Here is a 21,602-nt window from a genome sequence, read left to right on the forward strand (position 1 = left end):
TATGCTCGCGGGGCTCCTCTTCGCCGTCCAGGAAACCGACGATCGGCCCGAGCGGCTGACCGCGACGCTGCCGTTCGGCGGCGTGACGCTGATCGAGTATCAGGCGCGGTTGCTGATCGAGGCGGGGGCGGGGCAGATCATCGTCCTGGTCGCGCGCCTGACCCCCGAGCTGCTCGGTGCGGTCAGCCGCATCGGCCGGCGCGGCGTCACCGTCGATGCGGTCCGGCACATCGCGGAGGCGGCGGGCAAGCTCCATCCGCTCGCCCGCGTCCTCGTCTTGGCGGACGGTCTCATCACCACCGAGCGCGTGGTCGCGACGCTGGCCGGCGAGGGCGGTGACGCGCTGCTGGTCGTGCCGCAGACGGATGCCGGGCCGGTGTTCGAGCGGCTAGGTGGCGCGCAGGCCTGGGCCGGCGTCGCCAGGCTCGATCCGCGCCGGTTCGCCGACGCAGCCCGACTGCCAGCCGACTACGACGCGCAATCGACGCTGCTGCGCGTCGCGGAGCAGGCCCGCGCCACGCACGTCATGCTCCCCACCGAGGCCCTCGCCCACGGTCACGGCATCGAGCGCGACCGCGTGGCGCTGGAGCGGCGCGGTCGCGCGGTGCTGGCGGCGATCGTTTCCGACCGGCGGGGCTGGTTCGATCGCCGCGTCGTCGCGCCGCTCGCCCGCTGGACGCTGCCGGCGATGATCGATCGCGGGTGGCCGGGGCTGGGGGTCGCGATGATCGGCGGCCTAATCGGACTGACGGGCCTGGTCGCCGTCGCGCTCGGCTGGAGCACGACCGGGCTGGTGTTCGCCTTCGCCGGCTGCCTGGTGCTGGCGCTCGGCGCGACGCTCAGCGGCCTGCGTGACGAGCCGCGCATCGAGCGGGCACAGCGGGTCGGCGGCCTGGCGGTCCCCGCGCTTGCCGCGCTGTTCCTTGGGGCGGCGACCAGCGGCATGGCCGGGAACGTCGCCGCGCTGGCCGTGGCGGCGGCGCTGGTGACGATCGCGGCGCTGGCCGAGCGGGCCGGGCCGGAGCGGCTGCGGCGCTGGTGGTGGGGCAGCGCCCCGGCCTATCTGCTGCTCGTGATGGTCGCGACGGCGGCGCACTGGCCGCTGGTGGGGATGGCGATCGCGGCGGCATACGCCGCCGCGACGCTGGCGGCGGCGATCGAGCGGCTGCGGCGACAGGCTTAGCGCTGCCTTAACCGTGAGTGCCGTAGGACGGGCGGATGCCGGCCGACACCGCTTCCCCGACCGCCGCCGTGCGTGCCGCCGAGGCGCGCGCGCGGGCGGACGCGCGGCTGCTGGTCGCGATGGGCGATATGATGCTGCCCGATGACGGCAGGCTGGACGAGCAGACCCGGCTGGCGGTGATACGGTCGCTGACCGATGCGATCGGGGCGATCGAGACCGACCTGCGGCGTCAGGCTGCGCGGCTGCTCGCGGCGCGTGGCGCGACTGAAGCGGCCGAGTCGCTCCTGCGCGGCACCGGTGCTGCGGGGCGACTGATGGCGGCAGGGCTGTTGCGCGACGAGCCGCTGATCGCGACGCTGACCGCGCATAGCCAGGCGCGTCTGCTCGCCGCCGCCCTGCCGGTGACGGTCAGCGAGACCGAGGAGGCAAGCCTGCTGGTACGGCTGGCCGCCGTGCCCGACCGCCTCGTCGCCGCCGCCGCCCATGAGATGTTGGTCGCCGATGCGGTCGAACGGCCGACGCTGCCGGCGGAGGTGCAGCACCGCCTCGTCTGGGCGGTCGCCGCCGCCATCCGACCGCCGACCGCCGACGCGGATTTGGATCGCGCCATTGCCGAGGCAGCGTTGCGCGCGCTCGGAGCGCACGACGAGGGGGTCGGCGCGGCGAGGGTGGCAATGAACCTGGCGCAGGCGATCGACGCCCGTCCCGAAGAACTCGCGCCGCTGCTGCTGGAGGCGCTCGGCGACCGGCGGCTGGCGCTGTTCGTCGCGGTATTGGCCCATGCGGTCGGCCTGGATTTCGCGCGGACGCAGGCATTGATCCTCGATCCCGCCGGCGAGCGACTGTGGCTCGCCCTTCGGGCTGCGCGGCTCGATCGTCGATCGATCGCGGGCATCGCCTTGGCGCTTAGCGACGCCGACCCCCGCCGAGACATCGAAGCCTTTGCCGACGATATCGACCGCATCGCCGCGATCAAGCCGTCAGAAGCGAGGTCGGCGTTGGCACCGGAGACGCTGGAGCCTGATTTCAGGTCGGCCATCCAGGCGCTGGCGCGGGGCGCTCGCCGGTGACTGCTACCGGCGCCGAGCGTGAGATAGCGCACGCGATCGTCGACGCGGAGGGACGGCTGGACTCCGCCGACCTCGCGATCGAAAGGCTCAATACGCACGCTGGTGGCAGCATCGGCAAACCGCTAGCGGTACCACAGCTCGCCACGGTGGCGCGCTTGGCGCGGCGCCTCGGCGTGATCGTTTCGCGCGGCATCGTCGTCGCGGATGAGGACGCCGATCTCGACCTGTGGGTCCGAGCGCAGCCGGACGGTGATCGGGTGCGGCTGGCGATCAGCGGCTGGCGTGAAATGCGCGCCTGGCGCCCGGCGAGGATTTCCAACCCCGCCTCCATCGCCCAGGCGGGGGCTGACCTGTGCTGGGAGACGGATTGGGCGCTCTGCCTCACCTTTGTGTCTCTGGACGCGGCCGCGGCTGCCGGTGTCGATGCGTTCGCGCTGCTCGGTCAGCCGCTGACGGCACTGTTCACGCTGGAAGGCGGGGAAGACGGCACGCTGCCGATCCTAGCCGCGGTGGCGGCGCAGCGCCCGGTCGTCGATCAAGCCGCGCGCGTCCGCGCGACCGGTGCGCCGGTGATCCTGTCCGCAACGGTTCGCCAGGCCGGGGGCGGCGTCTTCGCGGGCCTGAGCGGGACGGCGGTCATGTCGTCGCAATCGGCCCCGCCCGTGCCCGAGGCTCTCTCGCGCACGTTCACCGAGGGACTGGACGCCGCGTTGCGTTCGTCGCTCGCGCGGATCGTCGCCAATGCCGACAGCATCACCGCGCGTACCGACGGGCCGATCGCGCCGGGCTACGCCGATTACGCGGCCGATATAGCCGGCGCCGGCCGCCATTTGCTGTCGTTGGTCGACGATCTGGTCGATTTGCAAGCGGTCGAACAACAGGATTTCACCCTGCCATCGGAGCCGATCGACCTTGCCGATGTTGCCCGGCGGGCCGCTGCGTTGTTGGCGATCCGGGCAAGCGACGCGCAGGTGTCGGTGGAACGGCCGGCCGCCAATGCCACGCTGATCGCGGGTGGTAATTTCCGTCGGGCGTTGCAGATCGCGGCCAATCTGTTGGGCAACGCGTTGCGATACGCGCCAGCGGTTTCAACAATCGGCATTACCGTAGGCCAGGAGGGAGATCGGGCGTGGTTGACCGTTGCCGATCAAGGCAAGGGTATCGCCGCGGCGGACCAACAACGCATCTTCGACAAGTTCGAGCGGGTCGATCCGGAGGAACCCGGCACTAACGGACTAGGCCTCTATATCGCGCGGCGACTGGCCCGCGCGATGGGGGGCGATCTGACGGTGGCAAGCAGCGCCGGCGAAGGCGCGCGCTTCACGTTGTCGCTAACGGCGCAGCCTTCGTCCGACCAGCAATAGCAGCAGCCCGACCACGGCAAGCGCGGCGCCGCGGTTCGCCCATGGCCGCTGATCGAGCATGAAGCTGGAGCGCGGCCAGTGGATATAGCCGAGCCCCTGACCGATCCACAGCAGCCCCATCAATGTGGCAAGCACACCCAGGACGAGTGCGATCGTTCGGATCGGATATCGCATCAGCGATCGCCCACAGCGACGTAGTCGCGTGCGGTCGGGCCGGTATAGAGCTGTCTCGGCCGCCCGATCTTCTGGTCGGGATCGGTAATCATCTCGTTCCACTGTGCCACCCAGCCGACGGTGCGGGCGAGCGCGAACAGCACGGTGAACATCGATGTCGGGAAGCCGATCGCCGACAGGATCACGCCAGAATAGAAGTCGACGTTGGGGAACAGCTTCTTCTCGACGAAATAAGGATCGCTGAGCGCCATCTCTTCCAGCTGGATCGCGACGTCGAACACGGGATCGGTGACGTTCAGCGCGCCGAGCACCTCGCGCACCGTCTGTTGCATCACCGTCGCGCGCGGATCGTAGTTCTTGTAGACGCGATGGCCAAAGCCCATCAGGCGGAACGGATCGTTCTTGTCCTTGGCGCGGGCGATGAACTCGGGGATGCGGTCCGGCGTCCCGATCTCGCGCAGCATGTTGAGCGCCGCCTCGTTGGCGCCGCCATGCGCCGGACCCCACAGACAGGCGATGCCCGCCGCGATGCAGGCGAACGGATTGGCGCCCGACGACCCGGCGAGCCGCACGGTTGACGTCGACGCGTTCTGCTCATGGTCGGCATGGAGGATGAAGATACGATCCATCGCCTTTTCGACGATCGGGTTCACCACATAGGGCTCGGCCGGCACGCCGAACGTCATGCGGAGGAAGTTGCCCGTGTAGCTCAGCGAATTGTCGGGGTAGAGGAACGGCTGGCCGACGCTGTACTTATAGGCCATCGCCGCGATCGTCGGCATCTTAGCGAGCAGGCGGTGCGAGGCGATCACGCGCTGCGCGGGATCATGGATGTCGGTCGAGTCGTGATAGAAGGCGGACAGCGCGCCGACGACGCCGCACATGATCGCCATCGGGTGCGCATCGCGGCGAAAACCCCGGAAGAAGGTCGCCAGCTGCTCGTGCACCATGGTGTGACGGGTAATGGTGGTGGTGAACTGATCGAGTTCCGCCTGCGTCGGCAGCTCGCCGTTCAAGAGGAGATAGCTCACCTCCATGAAGCTGGACTGCTCGGCTAACTCGCCGATCGAGTAGCCGCGATGGAGCAGCACGCCCTCGTCGCCGTCGATGTAGGTCAGCTTTGACTGACAACTAGCGGTTGAGGTGAAGCCGGGGTCGTAGGTGAACATCTCGGTGTCGGCGTAGAACTTGCGGATATCGACCACGTCCGGGCCGACGGAGCCGGACATCACCTTATAGTCGTGGCCGGCGAACTGGACGGGGTCGGTCATCGGACGGGTTCCTCGATCTGGGCCTGATCGGCGATGCGGGCCAGGCTCTCGTCGCGACCCAGCAGGGCGAGCACGTCGAAGATGCCTGGCGACGTCCGCCGACCGGTGAGCGCGACGCGCAGGGGCTGGGCGACCTGACCGAGCTTCAGCCCGGCCGTTTCCGCCACGGCCCTGACCGCCGCCTCGAGCGCTTCCGTATCCCAGTGCTGCACCGCGTCAAGCGCGTCGTGGACAGCCTGAAGTGTACGACGTGCATCGCCAGCGAGCAGCGGCGCGGCGTCGCCGGCGACGGGCAGGGGGCGGCTCGCGAACAGAAAGCCGGCGTTCTCGGCCAATTCGTTGAGGTTGGCCGCGCGCGGCTTCAGCGCAGGCATTGCGCGTTGGAGCAGATCGATCGCCGGCCCGCTCATGACATCGAGCGTGTTCGCGATCAGCCCGGCCAGTCGGTCGTCGCCTGCTTCGCGAATGTAGTGGCCGTTGAGACTTTCGAGCTTCCTGAGGTCGAAGCGCGACGGGGCCTTGCCTACCGCGGCCAGATCGAACCACTCGACGGCCTGTGCGCGGGTGATGATTTCGGCATCGCCATGGCCCCAGCCGAGGCGGAGCAGGTAGTTGTCGAGCGCTTCGGGCAGAATGCCGAGCTCGTCGCGATACGCCTCGACCCCGACCGCGCCGTGGCGCTTCGACAGTTTGGCGCCATCGGCGCCGTGGATCAGCGGGATGTGCGCGTAGATCGGCTCGGGCCAGTCCATCGCGCGGATGATCGGCAGCTGGCGAAAGGCGTTGTTGAGATGGTCGTCACCGCGGATGACGTGGGTGACGCCCATGTCGTGATCGTCGACGACGACCGCGAGCATGTAGGTCGGCGTACCGTCCGAGCGGAGCAGGACGAGGTCGTCGAGCTCGGCGTTCTGAACGGTCACGGCGCCCTGGACGCGGTCGTCGATCGTCGTGGCGCCCTCTCGCGGCGCCTTGAGGCGCACGACGAAGGGCCGCTCCGCCGGTCCGTCGTCCCGGTCGCGCCAGGGGGAGCGGATGCGGAGCGGCTGTTTCGCCGCCTGCGCCGCCGCACGCTGCGCGTCGATCTCCTCGGCTGTCATATAGCAGCGATAAGCGTGACCGCGCGCGATCATCTCGGCCGCGATCTCGGAGTGGCGGGCGGCGCGGGCGAATTGATACACGGCGTCGCCGTCCCAGTTCAGACCGAGCCAGGTCATGCTGTCGAGGATCGCGTCGATCGCCGATTGCGTCGAGCGCGCCCGATCGGTGTCCTCGATCCGCAGCAGGAACTCGCCGCCGTGATGGCGGGCGAACAGCCAGTTGAACAGTGCGGTGCGCGCACCGCCGAGATGGAGGAAGCCGGTCGGCGAGGGCGCGAAACGGGTGACGACCGCGCTCGATCCCGAGGTCGCTTCCGGCGCGGCGATGTTGTCGGTTGCGCCCAAGCGCGGCTGCTCCCAAGCTGATGGTGATGGCGACGATCGCCCCTTTCGCCGCTAGCATGGGCCTGCCCGGGCGGCAAACGCCAGCGGTGGCGGGCGCTGCAATAGAGCGCTGGCTGGAGGCGGAGCGCGATCAGCTGGCGTTGTGGTTGCCGGTTGCGCTGGGCGTGGGCGTAACCGCGTGGTTCGTGCTGCCGGACCCGCGTGGCTGGACGGCGGTGTTGCTGGCGCTGCTGTCGCTTGGGTTGGGTGCGTTGGCGATCGGGCGTTCCGGGCGGCTGGCGCGGGCGGTCGGGGTCGGGGCGCTGGCGGCGGCGCTCGGGTTGACGTTGGTCTGGTGGCGGGCGGAGCGGGTGGCGGCGCCGGTGCTGGGCGGCCCGACGGTGGCGCGGTTCACTGCCATAGTCGAGCGGGTCGAGCCGCTCGCGGCGCGTGGGCTGGTGCGGCTGACGGTGGTGCCGGCGACCGGGGCGACCGATGATCGCGGTGGCGCGGTGAGGCTGCCGCCGCGGGTGCGGATCAATCTTCAGGCGGAGGATGCGCCGGCGGGGCTGGGAGCGGGTGCGGTCGTGCGGCTACGCGCGCGGCTGATGCCGCCGCCGATCGCGGCGGTGCCGGGCGCCTACGACTATGCGCGGCAGGCCTGGTTCGACGGGATCGGCGGCACCGGGCGGGGGTTCGCGCCGGTGACTGTCGTGCGTCCGGGTGCGGTGGGCGGGGGGCTGCGCGCGGCGTTGTCGCAACACATCACCACGCAGCTGCCGGGGAGCGAGGGCGGGATCGCGGCGGCGCTGGCGACGGGTGATGTCGGCGCGATCGGGCAAGAGGACTCCGACGCGATGCGCCGCGCGGGGCTGGCGCATCTGCTGTCGGTCAGCGGGCTGCACATCACGGCGGTGGTGGCGGCAACGATGTTCGTGATGCTGCGGCTGTTGGCGTTGAGTTCGTGGCTGGCGCTGCGGACGCGGCTCCCGCTGTTGGCGGCGATCGCCGGAGCGGCGGCGGCGATCGGCTATACCGCGCTGACGGGGTGGCAGGTGCCGACGATCCGATCGTGCGTGGCGGCGCTGCTGGTGCTCGGTGCGCTGGCGCTGGGGCGTGAGGCGGTGACGTTGCGGCTGGTGGCGACGGGCGCGATCGCGGTACTCTTGTTCCGGCCGGAAGCGCTGGCGGGGCCGAGCTTTCAGCTCTCGTTCGCGGCGATCACCGCCATCGTCGCGCTGCACGAACAGCCTCAGGTGGCGGCCTTCTTCGGCCCGCACGAGGAGGCGCGCTGGCGGCAATGGGGGCGGGGGCTGCTGTCGCTGCTGCTGACCGGACTGGTGGTCGAGGTCGCGCTGATGCCGATCGCGGCGTATCACTTCCATCGCGCGGGCCTGTACGGGGCGATCGCCAACATCGTCGCGATTCCGCTGACGACCTTCGTCATCATGCCGTTGGAAGCGGCCGCGTTGCTCTTCGATCTGGTCGGCTTGGGACGGCCGTTGTGGTGGCTGACGGCGCAGACGCTGGCGGGGTTGCTGGTGATGGCGCGACTGGTGGCGAGCGCGCCGGGGGCCGTGGCGGCGGTGCCGGGGATGCCGGGCGGTGCGTTCGGGCTGATGGTCGCGGGCGGGCTGTGGCTTGCGTTGTGGCGGACGCGGTGGCGACGGCTGGGGCTAGTTCCGTTCGCGATCGGGGCGGGGTGGGCACTGATGACGACCGCTCCCGACCTGCTCGTCACGGGCGACGCCCGCCATCTGGCGCTGCGGCTGCCCGATGGCGGGATGGCGCTGCTGCGCGAGCGGGCGGGCGACTATACGCAGACGATGCTGGCGGAAAGCGGCGGGGTGGACGGCGCGCTGACGCTGCTGCCGGATCAGCCGTTGGCGCGGTGCAGCGACGATCTCTGCCTGGCCGACGTGGCGGGTAGCGGTCGGACGTGGCGGGTGTTGGCGACGCGAAGCGGCTATCCGGTGCCCGCGCCCGAGTTGATCGCGGCGTGCCGACAGGCCGACATCGTCGTCAGCGAGCGTTGGCTGCCGCGCGGGTGTCGGCCGCGTTGGCTGAAACTCGACAAAATGGTGGTGGGGCGGACCGGCGGCGTGGCGATCACGCTTGGAACCGTACCGACGGTCAGGACCGTGCTCGACCCCGCCGACCGACATCCCTGGCGAGTGCCGGAGCGGCTACGCGCTGAGACTCGCTTTCCACGGCGCGGCGCCAGCGGTTACGGACCCCGGTCCAGCGTCGAGTCGACGACGCGGCGCGACCAGGACCCCCGCGCCTCGATGCCTCAGTTGTAGCGCCGGAGGATGCCCGAAAGCTTGCCCTGAATACGGACCTGTGCGGGCGTGTAGCGCTGCGGGTCATAGGCGCGGTTGGCGGGGTCGAGCCGGACCATCGCGCCTTCGCGGCGGAAATATTTCAGCGTCGCCTCGACATCGTCGATCAGCGCCACGACGATCTCGCCGTCGCGGGCGACCTCCTGACGCTTCACCAGCGCATAGTCGCCATCGAGGATGCCGGCCTCCACCATCGAGTCGCCGGCCACTTCCAGCGCATAATGGTCGCCCTGACCGAGCAGCGCGGCTGGGACGGCGAGCATCGAGGCACCCTCGAATGCCTCGATCGGCACACCGGCGGCGATGCGGCCGTGGAGCGGGATTTCGATCACGTCGTTGGCGGCGCTGGGCAGGCTGCGGAGCTGTGGAACTTCACTGACTTCACGGAGCGTCGGGCGGGAAACACCCTTTTTCTCCGGCCGTTCGGGCATCCGCAGCACTTCCAGTGCGCGCGCGCGATTGGGCAGACGGCGGATGAACTCGCGTTCCTCCAGCGCGGAGATCAGACGATGGACGCCCGACTTCGACTTTAGGTCGAGTGCCTCCTTCATTTCCTCGAACGAGGGAGATACGCCGGTCTCCGCCAGGCGATCGTTGATGAAGCAGACCAGTTCATGCTGCTTGCGCGTGAGCATCCGGGTTCTCCGTCTCAGGAACAGACGTGGAACTCCTATGGAACAAAAGAACAGGCGTCAAGCGATGTCGAGGACTTCCGCCGAGTCGCCCGCGTGAGCCGCCGGTGCTTCAGGTGCGCGGATCACCAGGCAGGTGGAATGCGCCAGCGTCAGCAGCATCGAGCTGTCCTGAACCGGGGCGGCATAAACGCGACCATCGCGCTCGGTGCCACGCAGATAGTCGGTACGGCCGTTGTTGGCGGGCAGGTCCTCACCAAGCACGGCGAGACGTGGCCGGGGCAGGGGATCGGCCGCCCCCGACAGGTGCCCGACCAGCGGACGCACGAACAAGGTGGCGGTGACGAAGGCGGAAACGGGATTGCCCGGCAGCCCGAGTACAGTCGTGCGCCCTAGACGCCCGGCCATCATCGGCTTGCCGGGGCGGAGCGCGACCCGCCAGAAGTCGACCCTGCCACCCGCCGCCGCCAGCGCCGGCCGGACCAGATCGTGATCGCCGACTGATGCACCGCCGGTGGTGACCAGCAGGTCGGCGTCCACCCCGGCGAAGGCGTCGCGCATCGTGTCGAGCCGGTCGGGCAGGATGCCGAGATCGACGAGGTCGACCGGCAGGTCGGCGAGCATCGCGGCGAGCATCGCTCGGTTGGATTCGGGGAGCGCGTTCGCAGAGAGCGGCCGGCCGGGGTCGACCAACTCGTCGCCGGTCGCGGCCAGCGCGACGCGAACGCGGCGACGGACCGGGAGGGTGCCGTGGCCGGCGGTGGCGGCAACGGCGAGCCGGGCGGGGGTGATCCGCTCGCCCGCGGCGATCAACCGGTCACCCTTGCCGAAATCGAGCCCCTTGCGGCGGGTGTTGCGGCCGAGGTGAGGCGGTCCGTCGCCAGTTAGACGGAGCTGCTCACCGTCGCGACCCGCCTCTTCCTGGATCAGCACGGTGTCGGTCCCGGCCGGCATCGCCGCGCCGGTGAAGATGCGCGTGGCCTCGCCGGCGCCGACCGCGCTTGCGAAAGGCCGCCCCGCCGCGCTCTCGCCGATCACGCGCCACGGACCCGGCAGGTCGGTGAAGCGTAGGGCGTAGCCGTCCATCGCGGAGAGGTCGACGGCGGGCTGGGTACGTAGAGCCCGGACGTCAGCGGCGGCCCAGCGACCGGCGGCCTGCGCGAGCGTCACCTCCTCGGACGCGATCGGGGCAGCCAGGGCGAAGAGTCGGGACTGCGCCTCGGTAATGGGAAGCAGCGTCATTGCATCGTACCCGTGGCGATCTGCGGGAGGCCGGCACGGGTCCGGGCGAGGAACGCGGCTTCGCGTGCCCATGAAGGATTGGTGTCCGGCCGGTCGGCCGAATTCGGCGCGGCGGCGAGCGTCTGCCAGAGGGTCAGATACCGGTCGGCGATCTGCCGAAAGCGGGCCGGATTGGTCGCGGGCGAGGTCAGCCGCTCCGCCTCTACCAGCCAAATGAAGGCGTTCGATCGTTGCTGCCTGTCCTGAGTCCGAACCACCCGCTCTGCTCGCCGGATATAAAGGTCGGCGAGCACGTCCTCGTACCGCCCGAGTCGGATCGACCATCCATCGCGACGTTCCAGCAGCCGATGGCGCAACAGTTTCGCCGCGAGGTCGAATGCCTCATCGCCAAGCGGCGCGGGCTGTGGGTCTAGCAGTTCCAACGTCGCCCGCACGCGCCAATAGGCGAGCAGGCGGCCTTCGAAGTCATTTTCCCTGTTCTCACAGGCGGTCCTGATCGCTTCGAGGTCGGCACGGTCGTCCACGTCGCAGAGGTCGCCGCCATGTTCGTACGCCTCGAAGGCGGCGCTGCGGAGCAAGGCACCGTCACCTCGGTCGAGCAGGCGGGTGGCTTCGGCCAGATCGGTCGGCGCACGGGTCAGCGTCGCGTGGAGCACCGACGCACGCGCCTCCATATCGCGCACGGCATTGACCGTCCCCGCAGGGAGGTTGAGCAGATGGGCTGCGGGCGGGTCGGCAGCCATCGCGACGAGCGCATCGTCGAAGAACAGCCGGACACCCTCGGTGGCGGCTCGGAGGTAAAGTCGAGCTGTCGCCAGCAACTCCGGTGAGCGGTGGAACTCCGCTGCGCGAAGATATTGCTCGGCCAGGAACACGCTTGCCTCATACCCGCGTGCGAACGGCTGGAGGGCACGGATCGTGCGATCGGCGGCGACCGCCCTGCGCCAGCGTACGTCGCCGCCTGGAACGTCCAGGCGGGCCAGCGTTCGGATGCTAGGTTGAGCGCGGTGCCAGGCGGCGCCAACCCCGGTGAGAAAGGGATCGCCGGTCGGTACGCCTCGCGTCGAGTCGGCTTCAAGGAATGCCAGCGCGGCGGTGACGCTCGCCGCGCTCCCGAAGGCGAGATGCCAGTCGATCAGCGACGGCCTGTGCAGCGTGTTGCATGGTCCGGCGGCGAATATCGTGCGGTAGCTGTCGGGCACTGGTGTGGTTTCGATCAGGCGCGTCTCGGCCGTGCTGCCCGACCACATCGTAAGGATCGTGACGCATTCGATCTCGTTGGACTCTCTCCGTGCTTGCGCGCTGGCGGGTAGCAAAACGAGGGCGGCAAGTGCGAGGCGAAGCGGGGCCATCTCAGGACGCCGTCCAGCGGTGCGCGCGCAGCCAGCGGGGAACGCTCTGCTCGCCATCGTCTTCGGCGCTGCCGGGGATGCGGAACATGGTGTGGCCGTCGGGGCGGATCAGTGCGACCGGGTTGTAGGAGCCGCCTTCGACGCGGTGATAGTAGCGGTGCTGTCCGACCAGCAGATAGCCGCGCCAGGGGCCGGTGCGAATGACGCCTAGGTTCCAGCCATCGACGATATACCGTTCGGCGCCGGTGCGGACGTCGATCTGGTGAATGGCTTCCGACGTCGCCCAGGCGTTGGCGTCCAAATACACGAAGCGACCGTCCAACGACCAGTGGAGATTGCCGAACCGGGCGAGGTTGCGCTCCGGCTCACGTGACTCGCGTGGGGCGACCAGGCGGCGAGGCGGCGCGCCAGCGGTTGCGGCGACCCATAGCGAGGTGCGTTCTTCGTCTTCCACGCTCGAGTCGGCGTGGAGGAAGGCGACCTGCCGACCGTCGGGGGAGACCACCGGCTCGCTGAAGCCGCCACCGATGGTGATCGTGCGGGTGGCAGGGCCGTCATGCACGACGACATTGCCGCGATCGATCGTGGCGCTGATGGCGAGGAGCAGGGCGAGGGCAAGCATCGCGCCAGCCTAGGCAGGGTCGGGCGGGATCGCCATCCCCGCCTGCCAGTCCCCCGACGCGCCGCCGCGTTTGGCGAGCAGGCGGATGCCCTCGATCGTCATCCCCCGGTCGATCGCCTTGGCCATGTCGTAGATCGTGAGCAGCGCGACCGACACGGCGCTGAGCGCCTCCATCTCGACGCCGGTCTTGCCGTCGGTGGCGCAGGTGGCGGTGGCGGTGATGTCGTGCTCGCCCAGGTTGAGATCGAGCGTGACGCGGGTGAGGGGGAGGGGGTGGCAGAGCGGGATCAGGTCGCTGGTGCGCTTTGCTGCCATGATGCCGGCGATGCGGGCGACGGCGATGACGTCGCCTTTCCTGGCGCTGCCGCCGCGGATGGCGGCGAGCGCCTCGGGCGACATGGTGATGCGGCCGGTGGCGGTCGCCTCGCGCTGGGTGACGGGCTTAGCTGCGACGTCGACCATGCGTGCTGCGCCGGTGGGATCTAGGTGGGTGAGGTCAGCCACCGAGCAGCGCTTTAGTGGCCGCCTCGACGTCGGGTTGGCGCATCAGGCTCTCGCCGACGAGGAAGCAGCGGATGCCGTGCTCGGCGGCGGCCTGCACGTCGGCGTGGGTGGCGATGCCGCTTTCGCTGACGAGCGTGCAGCCGGCGGGGACACGCGCCGCGAGGCGGTGGGCACGGGTGGGATCGGTGTCAAAGGTCTTCAGGTCGCGATTGTTGACTCCGATCAGCCGCGATCGGAGCCTCAGCGCGCGGTCCAGTTCGGCGTCGTCATGGACCTCGATCAGCACGTCCATGCCTTGGTCGATCGCGACTGCTTCGAGGTCGGCGAGGGCTGCGTCGTCGAGCGCGGCCACAATCAGGAGGATGGCGTCTGCCCCGTGAAGGCGCGCTTCGGCGACCTGCCAGTCGTCGACCATGAAGTCCTTGCGAAGCACCGGCAGAGCGACGGTGGCGCGGGCTTGGACGAGATAGTCGAGATGGCCCTGGAAATAGGGGGCGTCGGTCAGCACCGACAGGCACGCGGCGCCACCGGCGGCGTAGGCGCGGGCGTGAGCGGCGGGGTCGAAGTCCGCCCGAATCAGCCCTTTCGACGGGCTCGCTTTCTTGATTTCCGCGACCAGACCGAAACCGTTTGCGGAAGCCGCCCGAAGCGCAGCGTGGAAACCGCGTGGTGCGCCGGCGGGCGGGAGGTCGGGAAGGCCCATGCGCTTGCGACGGGCAACCTCCTCGCGGGTAGTCGCGAGGATCTGCGCGAGGCGGTCGCTCACCAGGCGATCCAGCGGTCGAGAAGGTCGGCGGCGGCACCGGAGTCGATCGCTGCACCGGCCTGAGCCGCGCCCTCGCGCAGGTCGTCCGCGTTGCCCGCGAGCATCAGCGCGGCGGCGGCGTTGAGGAGGACGGCATCGCGATACGGGCCGTGTTCGCCGCCGAGCAGCCTGCGGAGCGCCAGCGCATTGTGGGCGGGGTCGCCGCCGTGGATGCCGGCGAGCGGGTGGCGGGGGAGGCCGGCGTCCTCCGGAACGATGCGGCCGGGAAAGGCGACGCAGCCGACCGCCACCGCGACGCTGGCGCCGGCGCCGGATAGCTCGTCCAGACCCTCCTCCCCCGAGACGATCAGCGCCGTCTCCGTGCCGAGCAACTGGAGCGCCTCTGCATAGATTGACGCATAATCCGGCCGGGCGATGCCGATCAGCTGACGGCTCACCCGCGCCGGGTTGGCCAGCGGGCCCATCAGGTTGAAGATCGTGCGCCGGCCGAGGCGTTGGCGGATCGGCGTGATGCGCTTCATCGCGGGGTGGTGATTGGCGGCGAAGAGGAAGCAGATGCCCAGCGCGTGCAGCGTGTCCTCCGCCGCCGCGCCCGCGCGCGCCATGTCGAGGCCGAGCGCCTCCAGCGTGTCCGCGGCGCCGGCTTTTGAGGAGGCGGCGCGGTTGCCGTTCTTGGCGACGGGCACGCCCACGGCGGCGACGACGAGCGCGACGGCGGTGGACACATTAAGCGTGTGGTGCCCGTCGCCACCGGTGCCGCAGACGTCGATCGCGCCCGGCGGCGCGGTGATCGGGAGCAGGCGGGCGCGGAGCGCTGCGGCGGCCTCGGCGATCTCGATCGAAGTTTCGCCTCGGTCGGACAGGTCGGCGAGGAAGCGGGCGATCTCGTCGTCGGGGGCGCGACCGTCGAGGATATCGGCGAACGCGGCGCGGGCGGACTCGTGGCTGAGCGGAGTCGCCGGCGACGGGAGAAGGGCGAGCGTGGTCATGCCAGCTTCCGCACCTTCATGCCTGCAACGCGGAAGAAGTTTGCGAGGATCGCATGGCCGTGCTCTGTCGCGATCGACTCCGGGTGGAACTGGACGCCGTGAATCGGTAGCGTCGCGTGGCGGAATCCCATCACCGCGTCGTCGTCGCTGCGGGCATTGACGAGCAGCGTGGGCGGCACGTCGTTGACGATCAGCGAATGATAGCGCGTCGCGGTGAAGGGGGAGGGCAGGCCGTCGAACAGGCCGGTGCCGTCGTGAAACACGGGACTGGTCTTGCCGTGCATCAGATGGCCACGCTCGACCCGGCCGCCGAAATGCTGGCCGATCGCCTGATGCCCCAGGCATACGCCGAGCAGCGGCCGGGCGGCGTCGGCGCAGGCCGCGACCAGGTCGAGCGTGACGCCCGCATCGTCGGGAGTCTTCGGCCCCGGCGAGATCAGGATCGCCTCCGCCCCGGACGACAGCGCCTGACCGGCGGAAATGGCGTCGTTGCGGACGACCTCAACCTCGGCGCCGAGCTCCTGGCAGTAATGCACCAGGTTCCAGGTGAAGCTGTCGTAATTGTCGATGACCAGCAGCATGAGCCGGCGGCTGTAACGGGTGAAGGCAGGGTTGCAAGGCAGACCGGTGGCGACGCGGGAGCGTTCGCGGGCGGAGCGCGTTGAGGGCACAAAGGAGAACGGGTCCATGTTGCGTTTGTTCGTTACCGCCGCCGTCCTGATCGCACCGACACTGGCGGTGGCGCAATCGGCGCCGCCGCAGCGCATCCGCAATGTCCAGTTGCAGCACGGTCAGCCCTGCCCGCCTGCGAGCGTGCCTGGCGAGGTGGTCGTCTGTTCGACCTTGGAAGAGCCGTATCGCATTCCCAAGGCTTTGCGCGACGACGCGCCGGTCGCGGCAGCGAACCAGAGCTGGGTCAACCGCGCGGCTGATATCGACCAGACCAGCCGGGTGCAGGGCGGGCTCCCGGATACCTGCTCGGTGGTCGGCAATGGCGGGCAGACGGGCTGCGCCCAGGCGGCGGCTCGGGCATGGGCGGCGGATCGACGCGCGGGCAACGTGCCAGGGCGGTAACCGCAAAGAAGTTTTATTGTCCCCAGCCCGACTCTCTCGCTCTCGCCACCGCGTCGCGGGCGGCGGCGAGAATGGCGCCGGCCTTGGCTTCGCACTCGCGCTGTTCGGACGCTGGGTCGCTGTCGGCGACGATGCCGGCGCCGGCTTGGGCGTGGATGACGCCGTCCTTCACCACGGCCGTCCGGAGTACGATGCAGGAGTCGAGCGACCCGTCCGGCGAGAAGTAACCGACGCCGCCGGCATAGGCACCGCGTCGTTCCGGCTCGAGTTCTGCGATGATCTCGCAGGCGCGGACCTTGGGCGCACCCGACACGGTGCCGGCGGGGAAGCCGGCGAACAGCGCGTCCAGCGCGTCGCGGTCGGGGGCGAGGTCCGCGACGACGTTCGATACGATGTGCATGACGTGGCTGTAGAACTCGACCGTGTAGCTGTCCGTGACCCGAACGCTGCCGGCGCGGGCGGCGCGGCCAGCGTCGTTGCGGCCCAGGTCGAGCAGCATCAGGTGTTCGGCGCGCTCCTTGGGATCGGCGAGCAGTTCGGCACGGTTGACCTCATCCTCCGCTGCGGTCCGCCCCCGCGGGCGGGTGCCCGCGATCGGGCGGATCGTGATCTCGCCGTCGCGGACGCGGACCAGGATTTCGGGGCTGGAGCCGATCAGCGCGAAGCCGGGCAGGTCGAGATGGTAAAGGAACGGCGACGGATTGATGCGGCGGAGCGAGCGGTAGAGTTCGAAAGGCGGCAGCGGGAAGGGCGCCGAGAAACGCTGGGCGAGCACGACCTGGAAGATGTCGCCCGCGACGATGTACTCTTTCGCGCGCGCGACCATCGCGGTGTAGCGGTCGGGCGCGAGCGCGGGCGTGTAGACCGGCTCGGCGGCATCGGCCCGGACCGGAGCGGGCAGCGCCGTCGCGGCGAGGCGGGCGGCGGTGGCGTCGAGTCGCTCCTCGGCCTCTGCGACGATCGCGTCGACGGTGCGGGCCGGATCGGGCCAGGCGGGCGCGACGAGGAACAGCGCGTCGGCGAGGCGATCGAACACCAGCAGCACGGTCGGGCGCACGAACAGCATGTCGGGCAGGCCGAGCGGATCGGCGGCGGGTTGCGGCAGGCGCTCGACTAGGCCGAACGTCTCGTATCCGAAATAGCCGACCAGACAGGCGAGCGCCTGGGGCAGGCCGGCGGGCACCTCCGCGCGGCATTCCGCGACCAGCGACCGCAGCGCCGCCAGCGTCGGGCCGGCGGGCGCGAAGGCGTCGCGGACGGTGGCCCAGCGACGGTTGATCTCGGCGCGGTCGCCGGTCGCGCGGAACACGAGGTCGGGGGCGAGGCCGATCAGGCTGTGTCGGCCGCGCGTCGCGCCGCCCTCGACCGATTCGAGCAGGAAGTCCCCGCGACCCGGCTCGATCAGCCTGAGCGCGGCGGCGACGGGCGTCTCGGTGTCGGCGACCTGACGCCGCCAGATCAGCGCCGGGCGGTTCGCGGCGAGCGCCGCGACCGCCTCAGTTGCCGCTGCCACCCTGACCGAGCAGCTGAGCACGCACGCGGGCGACCGCGGCGGGGTTGGTCTTCGCGCCGACCTGACGCTCGGCGGCGCGGGCGAACTGCTCGGCATATTCGCGGCCGAGCAGCCCACCGAACGCCTGCTTGATCGCGCCGACCCGCACGGTGTCGCGCGAGGCGTCGCCGGACTGCACGCGGTCGAGCCGGATGATCGCCCAGCCGCCGTTGCCGGGCGCCTCGAGCAGCCGCGTCGTGTTGGGCGCCATCGCGAACATCAGCGCCAGCGGCGCGCGGCTCGGTCCCTGCGTCCGGTCGACATCCTCGCGGCTGGCGTTGAGCGGCTTCGGGCCCTCGCCGGAGACGCCGGCGGCGGCCCATGCCTGTTGCAGCGTGGCGCCGGCGTTGACCTTCGCCAGGATCTGGCCGGCGACGCGGCGAGCCGCCTGACGGGCGCGCTCGCCCTGAACGTCGCGGACGACGTCGGCGCGCACCGCCGCCAGCGGGCGCGGGGCGGCGGAGACGATCCGCCCGAGCGCCACGACCGCGAACCCACCGTCGGCGCCGGTCGCGACGAGTTGAGGATCGTCACCGTCCTGCATCTGGAACGCGGCCTGGACAAGCGGCGCCAGCGCGGCGTCGGGCTGACCCGGCTTGTCGGGGTCGGTGGCGTCGACGAGCAGGCCGGGGGTGGTCTGTGCGGCCAGCCCCTTGTCGCGCACGACCTCGTCGAAGGTGGCGTGGTCGGCGAGCGCGGTGTCCAGCTGGTCGCGCAACGCCTGCAAAGCCGCCGCCTGCTTCTGCGTCCGCAAGTTGGCGGCGATCTCGTCATGGACCTGCGCGAGCGTGCGACCGGCGACCTGTTCGATCGCGTCGACATGCGCGACGAAGAAGCCGAGCCCCCCGCGCACCGGCCCGATCACCGCGCCCTGCGCGGCGGTGAAGGCGGCATCGGCCAGCGCCGGCGCGGTCTGCGTCGCCAGCGCCGCTTTCGTCAGGCCGGTGCGAGCGGAAGCGGCGAGGCCGGCGGCGGTCGCGGCGGCGGCGAGCGATTGGCCGCTCCCCGCCTTGGTGGCAAGCTGGGTGGCGGTCGCCTGATCCAGCACGACGACGGTGGTGACCGACCGCTTCTGCGTCGGCGCGTATTTGGCGCGGTCGGCGTTATAGGCGGCGGCGATTTCCGCCTCGCTCGGCACTGCCTGGGCGCGCACCTGATCCGCGCCGATGCGGGCGTAGCGGAGCACGCGGCGCTCGGGCACGGTGTAGCGCGCGAGGCTGCGGTTGTAGAAAGCCTGCAATTCGGCGTCGGTCGGCGCGGCGCCGACGGGCATGCCGCGCGTCGGCACGAAGGCGATCGTGCCCTGACGACGCTCCATCAGCAGGTTGGCGTAGGGCACCGCGAGCTGCTGCGGCACGCCCTGAAGCCGGAGCAAGGGCGCGGTCATCGCCTGTTCCATCAGGCTGCGCGCGAAGTCGTCGCGCACCGCGCGTTCGGTCAGCTTGCGCTCGACGAGCAACTGGCGGAACAGACGCGGGTCGAACTGGCCGTCAGGACCCTGGAGGCCTGGGATGGAGGCGATCTGGCCGTCGATGGCGCGCTTGGAAATCCGCATCCCCTGCGACGCGCCGAACTGCTCCAGCGCCAGGCCGCTGATCGCGCGGCGTAGCGAGCCGTCGAGCCCCTTGCCGGCGATGAATTGGGCCATGGTCAGCCCCGGCTGCTGCTGGCGAAACGATTCCAGTTCGTTGGCGGCACGCTGCGCCAGCTCGGCCTCGCCGATGCCGGTATCGCCCACCTTCGCCACGTCGTTGCTGCTTCCGCCCAGCGCCGCCATCCCCTCCGAGCGGAGCGACGACACGTCACCGCCGGCAAAGGCGAGTGCGATCAGGACGAGCACGACGCCCGTGACGATCGCACCCGTCTTCGAATAGATCAGACGGCGGAAGGTGGAGAGCATTCGAGGGCTTTCGGCCGGAAAGGAATGGGGTGCCTTACGGGCGGGCGAGCGGCGCTTCAAGCTTGTGCGGCGAGGGGGCGGCGCTATCCGCGGATGGCAGAGGAGTGTTGACGATGCGGCGCAAGCTGGTGGCGGGTAACTGGAAGATGAACGGGACGCGCGCGACACTGGCCGAGCTGGATGCGATCGCGGCGGCGGCGGCTGATCGACCGGGGGTCGACGTGGCGGTGGCGGTGCCGTTCACGCTCGTCATGGCCGCGGCCGAGCGCGTGCCGACGCTGTCGATCGGCGCACAGGACGTGCATGCAGCGGACGCGGGCGCGCACACCGGCTGTATCTCGGCGGCACAGGTGCGCGATGCGGGCGCGACCTTCACGATCGTCGGTCATAGCGAGCGCCGCGCGGATCAGGGCGAGACCGATGCCGACGTGCGCGCCAAGGCCGGCGCTGCGCGGCGCAACGGGCTGACCGTGATCCTTTGCGTGGGCGAGACGCTGGCCGAGCGTGATGCCGGCCGGGCGGAGGCGGTGGTGACGGCGCAGCTCGCCGGGTCGCTGCCGGAGGGCGCGACGGCGGACTGGCTGTCGGTCGCCTACGAGCCGGTGTGGGCGATCGGGACCGGGCGGACACCGACGATCGCCGACGTGGCGGCGATGCACGGGGCGATTCGGGCGGAGCTGCGCCGATCGATCGGCAACGAAGCCGATGCGGTGCGGCTGCTGTATGGCGGGTCGGTGACGGCGGACAACGCGGCGGGGTTGCTGGCGGCGGGCGATGTGGACGGCGCGCTGGTCGGTGGAGCGAGTCTGACCGCGGCGAAGTTCGTGCCGATCATCGAGGCTGCTTGAGCGGCGAGCGAGTTTTCAGCCGCCCCGCTCCCCGCCGCTTTGGTCAGCATTTCTTTCTGCCGATCATGCCGCCGAGCATCCCGCCGACGCTGGGGCGGCAGGCTTGGCGAGCTGGCTCCTGGCCCTGCTGGCCCTGCATCATCGCGCCCATGCTCGGCGCGACCATCGCGGTCGATTTGTAGCGGACCTTGACCGTCGAGTCGGGGTGCCATGGCGTGCGCTGGTTGGCCGGGCGGGGCGGGTAGGCGAAGTCGGCTTCCGGACCGAAGGCATTGAGGAACGCGATCGTCTGCGCGCCGCCGACCTCGGCCGGGATCGCGCAGCTGGTGCGCGATGGCGCCATCACGGTGCCGCGCGGCACCAGGCGCGAGACGATGCCGGGCGCGACATAGTCCCACAGGCCGCCGCCGATCTCGCGCGTCGTCGCCGACGCCCACCAGATCACGTCGCCATTCTGCCCCGCGCCGATCGCCCAGGCATAGTAGCCCGTCGCGCCCGCGACACCGTTCCAGCTGAGCAGCGACGAGCCGTCCGCCTGCGCGGCGCGTTGCGCGTGGAGCGCGGGCAGGAAGTCCTGCGCCAGGCTGAAGGCGATCTCCGGGCTGTAGTTGCCGGCGACGCGATGGGCGCCGACGATCGACGACGCCGCCTGCGGCTTCTTGACGCGGCCGACCGGATAACCGCCGAAGGTGCGGCTGGTGGCGGCGTTCGGGGGCGTGTCGAACGGCACGCTGGCGGTGAAGAGGTTGGGCGGGAACTGGCCGTCCGCCACTTTCGCGAAGTCGATGATCGCGGGCTGACCGGGGCCGGCATGGGCGCCGCAGCCCCAATAGACGAGCAGGCGGCCGCGTGGGCGCTGCGGCTGACCGGGGCTACCGGGTTCCGAGGTGGAGGGCTGCGTCGGCCCGCTCTGGCTCGGAGACGGCGAGACCAGCGGCACCGATGGGCCGATCAGCGCGCCGGCGGGCATGAAGTGATCCGCGCGCGGCGCGCCGCCGGTCGGCGACAGCGTCGATCCGAGACTGAGCGTCAGGCTGCGGCTCTCGCCTCCGCCCCGCATCATCGCGCGCAACCCGCCGGCGAGCGGTCCGGTCGCGGTGCTCACGTCCATGTAATAGCGCACCTTGGGCGAATTTGCGCTCTGCGCGCCGCCGTCGGCAGTCAACGCGAGGCACAGGCCGGCGGCACCCGCCAATAAGATCGTAGCTCGCATCTCGCACCCCCTGGTTCGACTCGGGCGCGACCCTGCTCTTATTATCGTGCCGGGACTGCCCGCGATTGGGGGAGAAGTCG

Annotated in this window: 20 protein-coding genes; 6 read left to right on the top strand and 14 right to left on the bottom strand. The window is 70.5% G+C overall.

All coding sequences use genetic code 11. The features are described 5' to 3' along the window. Position 1: 1 nt before the first annotated feature. Genes ACOFKS_RS12255 through ACOFKS_RS12265 form a run of 3 tightly spaced genes read left to right on the top strand, consistent with a single transcriptional unit; the run spans position 2 to position 3,617 of the window. Positions 2-1,183 carry a hypothetical protein gene (locus ACOFKS_RS12255; protein WP_419809528.1) on the top strand — a complete coding sequence of 394 codons (1,182 nt, stop codon included), beginning with the start codon at positions 2-4 and terminating at the stop codon, positions 1,181-1,183. 35 nt (positions 1,184-1,218) lie between these two features. Continuing rightward, positions 1,219-2,253, top strand: a complete 1,035-nt coding sequence (locus ACOFKS_RS12260) for a DUF2336 domain-containing protein (RefSeq protein ID WP_419809529.1) — start codon at positions 1,219-1,221, stop codon at positions 2,251-2,253. Next, positions 2,250-3,617, top strand: coding sequence for a sensor histidine kinase (locus ACOFKS_RS12265; RefSeq protein ID WP_419809530.1), 1,368 nt, complete (start codon positions 2,250-2,252; stop codon positions 3,615-3,617). The genes ACOFKS_RS12260 and ACOFKS_RS12265 overlap by 4 nt, the downstream gene beginning before the upstream one ends. Here ACOFKS_RS12265 and ACOFKS_RS12270 read toward each other — a convergent pair. Genes ACOFKS_RS12270 through gltX form a run of 3 tightly spaced genes read right to left on the bottom strand, consistent with a single transcriptional unit; the run spans position 3,585 to position 6,507 of the window. Beyond that, the gene (locus ACOFKS_RS12270; protein ID WP_419809531.1) at positions 3,585-3,791 is read right to left on the bottom strand and encodes a hypothetical protein; all 207 of its coding nucleotides are present in this window, start codon (positions 3,789-3,791) and stop codon (positions 3,585-3,587) included. The genes ACOFKS_RS12265 and ACOFKS_RS12270 overlap by 33 nt on opposite strands. Continuing rightward, positions 3,791-5,062, bottom strand: coding sequence for a citrate synthase (locus ACOFKS_RS12275; protein WP_419809532.1), 1,272 nt, complete (start codon positions 5,060-5,062; stop codon positions 3,791-3,793). Before ACOFKS_RS12275 ends, ACOFKS_RS12270 begins: the two co-directional genes overlap by 1 nt. Next, complete coding sequence (gene gltX, locus ACOFKS_RS12280) at positions 5,059-6,507, bottom strand: glutamate--tRNA ligase (protein WP_419809533.1); 1,449 nt, start codon at positions 6,505-6,507, stop codon at positions 5,059-5,061. Before gltX ends, ACOFKS_RS12275 begins: the two co-directional genes overlap by 4 nt. Before the next feature lie 56 nt (positions 6,508-6,563). Here gltX and ACOFKS_RS12285 point away from each other — a divergent pair, with 56 nt between their 5' ends. Next, positions 6,564-8,789: a ComEC/Rec2 family competence protein gene (locus ACOFKS_RS12285; RefSeq protein ID WP_419809534.1), complete on the top strand. Its 2,226-nt coding sequence runs from the start codon at positions 6,564-6,566 to the stop codon at positions 8,787-8,789. Here the strand turns inward: ACOFKS_RS12285 and lexA are convergent. From lexA to ACOFKS_RS12325, 8 genes are all read right to left on the bottom strand, one after another. Beyond that, positions 8,780-9,463: a transcriptional repressor LexA gene (gene lexA, locus ACOFKS_RS12290; protein WP_419809535.1), complete on the bottom strand. Its 684-nt coding sequence runs from the start codon at positions 9,461-9,463 to the stop codon at positions 8,780-8,782. The genes ACOFKS_RS12285 and lexA overlap by 10 nt on opposite strands. Positions 9,464-9,520: 57 nt before the next feature. Further along, on the bottom strand, positions 9,521-10,702 hold the full coding sequence (gene glp, locus ACOFKS_RS12295; protein ID WP_419809536.1) for a gephyrin-like molybdotransferase Glp: 1,182 nt from the start codon (positions 10,700-10,702) through the stop codon (positions 9,521-9,523). Beyond that, positions 10,699-11,952 carry a hypothetical protein gene (locus ACOFKS_RS12300; RefSeq protein ID WP_419809537.1) on the bottom strand — a complete coding sequence of 418 codons (1,254 nt, stop codon included), beginning with the start codon at positions 11,950-11,952 and terminating at the stop codon, positions 10,699-10,701. The genes glp and ACOFKS_RS12300 overlap by 4 nt, the downstream gene beginning before the upstream one ends. Before the next feature lie 103 nt (positions 11,953-12,055). Next, positions 12,056-12,676, bottom strand: coding sequence for a TolB family protein (locus ACOFKS_RS12305; RefSeq protein WP_419809538.1), 621 nt, complete (start codon positions 12,674-12,676; stop codon positions 12,056-12,058). A gap of 9 nt (positions 12,677-12,685) precedes the next feature. Beyond that, a complete protein-coding gene (moaC, locus tag ACOFKS_RS12310; protein ID WP_419809539.1) occupies positions 12,686-13,180 on the bottom strand; it encodes a cyclic pyranopterin monophosphate synthase MoaC in 495 nt (164 codons plus the stop codon). After that, positions 13,173-13,946 carry an indole-3-glycerol phosphate synthase TrpC gene (gene trpC, locus ACOFKS_RS12315; protein WP_419809540.1) on the bottom strand — a complete coding sequence of 258 codons (774 nt, stop codon included), beginning with the start codon at positions 13,944-13,946 and terminating at the stop codon, positions 13,173-13,175. The genes moaC and trpC overlap by 8 nt, the downstream gene beginning before the upstream one ends. Next, positions 13,943-14,935, bottom strand: coding sequence for an anthranilate phosphoribosyltransferase (gene trpD / locus ACOFKS_RS12320; RefSeq protein WP_419809541.1), 993 nt, complete (start codon positions 14,933-14,935; stop codon positions 13,943-13,945). The genes trpC and trpD overlap by 4 nt, the downstream gene beginning before the upstream one ends. Then, complete coding sequence (locus ACOFKS_RS12325; RefSeq protein WP_419809542.1) at positions 14,932-15,516, bottom strand: anthranilate synthase component II; 585 nt, start codon at positions 15,514-15,516, stop codon at positions 14,932-14,934. Before ACOFKS_RS12325 ends, trpD begins: the two co-directional genes overlap by 4 nt. 106 nt (positions 15,517-15,622) lie before the next feature. Here ACOFKS_RS12325 and ACOFKS_RS12330 point away from each other — a divergent pair, with 106 nt between their 5' ends. Then, the gene (locus ACOFKS_RS12330; protein ID WP_419809543.1) at positions 15,623-16,009 is read left to right on the top strand and encodes a hypothetical protein; all 387 of its coding nucleotides are present in this window, start codon (positions 15,623-15,625) and stop codon (positions 16,007-16,009) included. Between the two features lie 13 nt (positions 16,010-16,022). Here ACOFKS_RS12330 and ACOFKS_RS12335 read toward each other — a convergent pair whose 3' ends face one another. Both ACOFKS_RS12335 and ACOFKS_RS12340 read right to left on the bottom strand, forming a co-directional pair. Continuing rightward, positions 16,023-17,522 carry an anthranilate synthase component I family protein gene (locus tag ACOFKS_RS12335; RefSeq protein ID WP_419809544.1) on the bottom strand — a complete coding sequence of 500 codons (1,500 nt, stop codon included), beginning with the start codon at positions 17,520-17,522 and terminating at the stop codon, positions 16,023-16,025. Continuing rightward, on the bottom strand, positions 17,506-19,461 hold the full coding sequence (locus ACOFKS_RS12340; RefSeq protein ID WP_419809545.1) for a SurA N-terminal domain-containing protein: 1,956 nt from the start codon (positions 19,459-19,461) through the stop codon (positions 17,506-17,508). Before ACOFKS_RS12340 ends, ACOFKS_RS12335 begins: the two co-directional genes overlap by 17 nt. A gap of 113 nt (positions 19,462-19,574) precedes the next feature. On the opposite strand from ACOFKS_RS12340, the gene tpiA reads away from it, so the two are divergent. Continuing rightward, entirely contained in the window at positions 19,575-20,309 is a 735-nt protein-coding gene (gene tpiA, locus ACOFKS_RS12345) for a triose-phosphate isomerase (RefSeq protein ID WP_419809546.1), read from the top strand. A gap of 43 nt (positions 20,310-20,352) precedes the next feature. Here tpiA and ACOFKS_RS12350 read toward each other — a convergent pair whose 3' ends face one another. Further along, the gene (locus ACOFKS_RS12350; protein WP_419809547.1) at positions 20,353-21,522 is read right to left on the bottom strand and encodes a hypothetical protein; all 1,170 of its coding nucleotides are present in this window, start codon (positions 21,520-21,522) and stop codon (positions 20,353-20,355) included. Between the last annotated feature and the right edge of the window lie 80 nt (positions 21,523-21,602).

Origin of the sequence: Sphingomonas sp., from assembly GCF_965200135.1 — a bacterium.
Lineage (GTDB): Bacteria > Pseudomonadota > Alphaproteobacteria > Sphingomonadales > Sphingomonadaceae > Sphingomonas.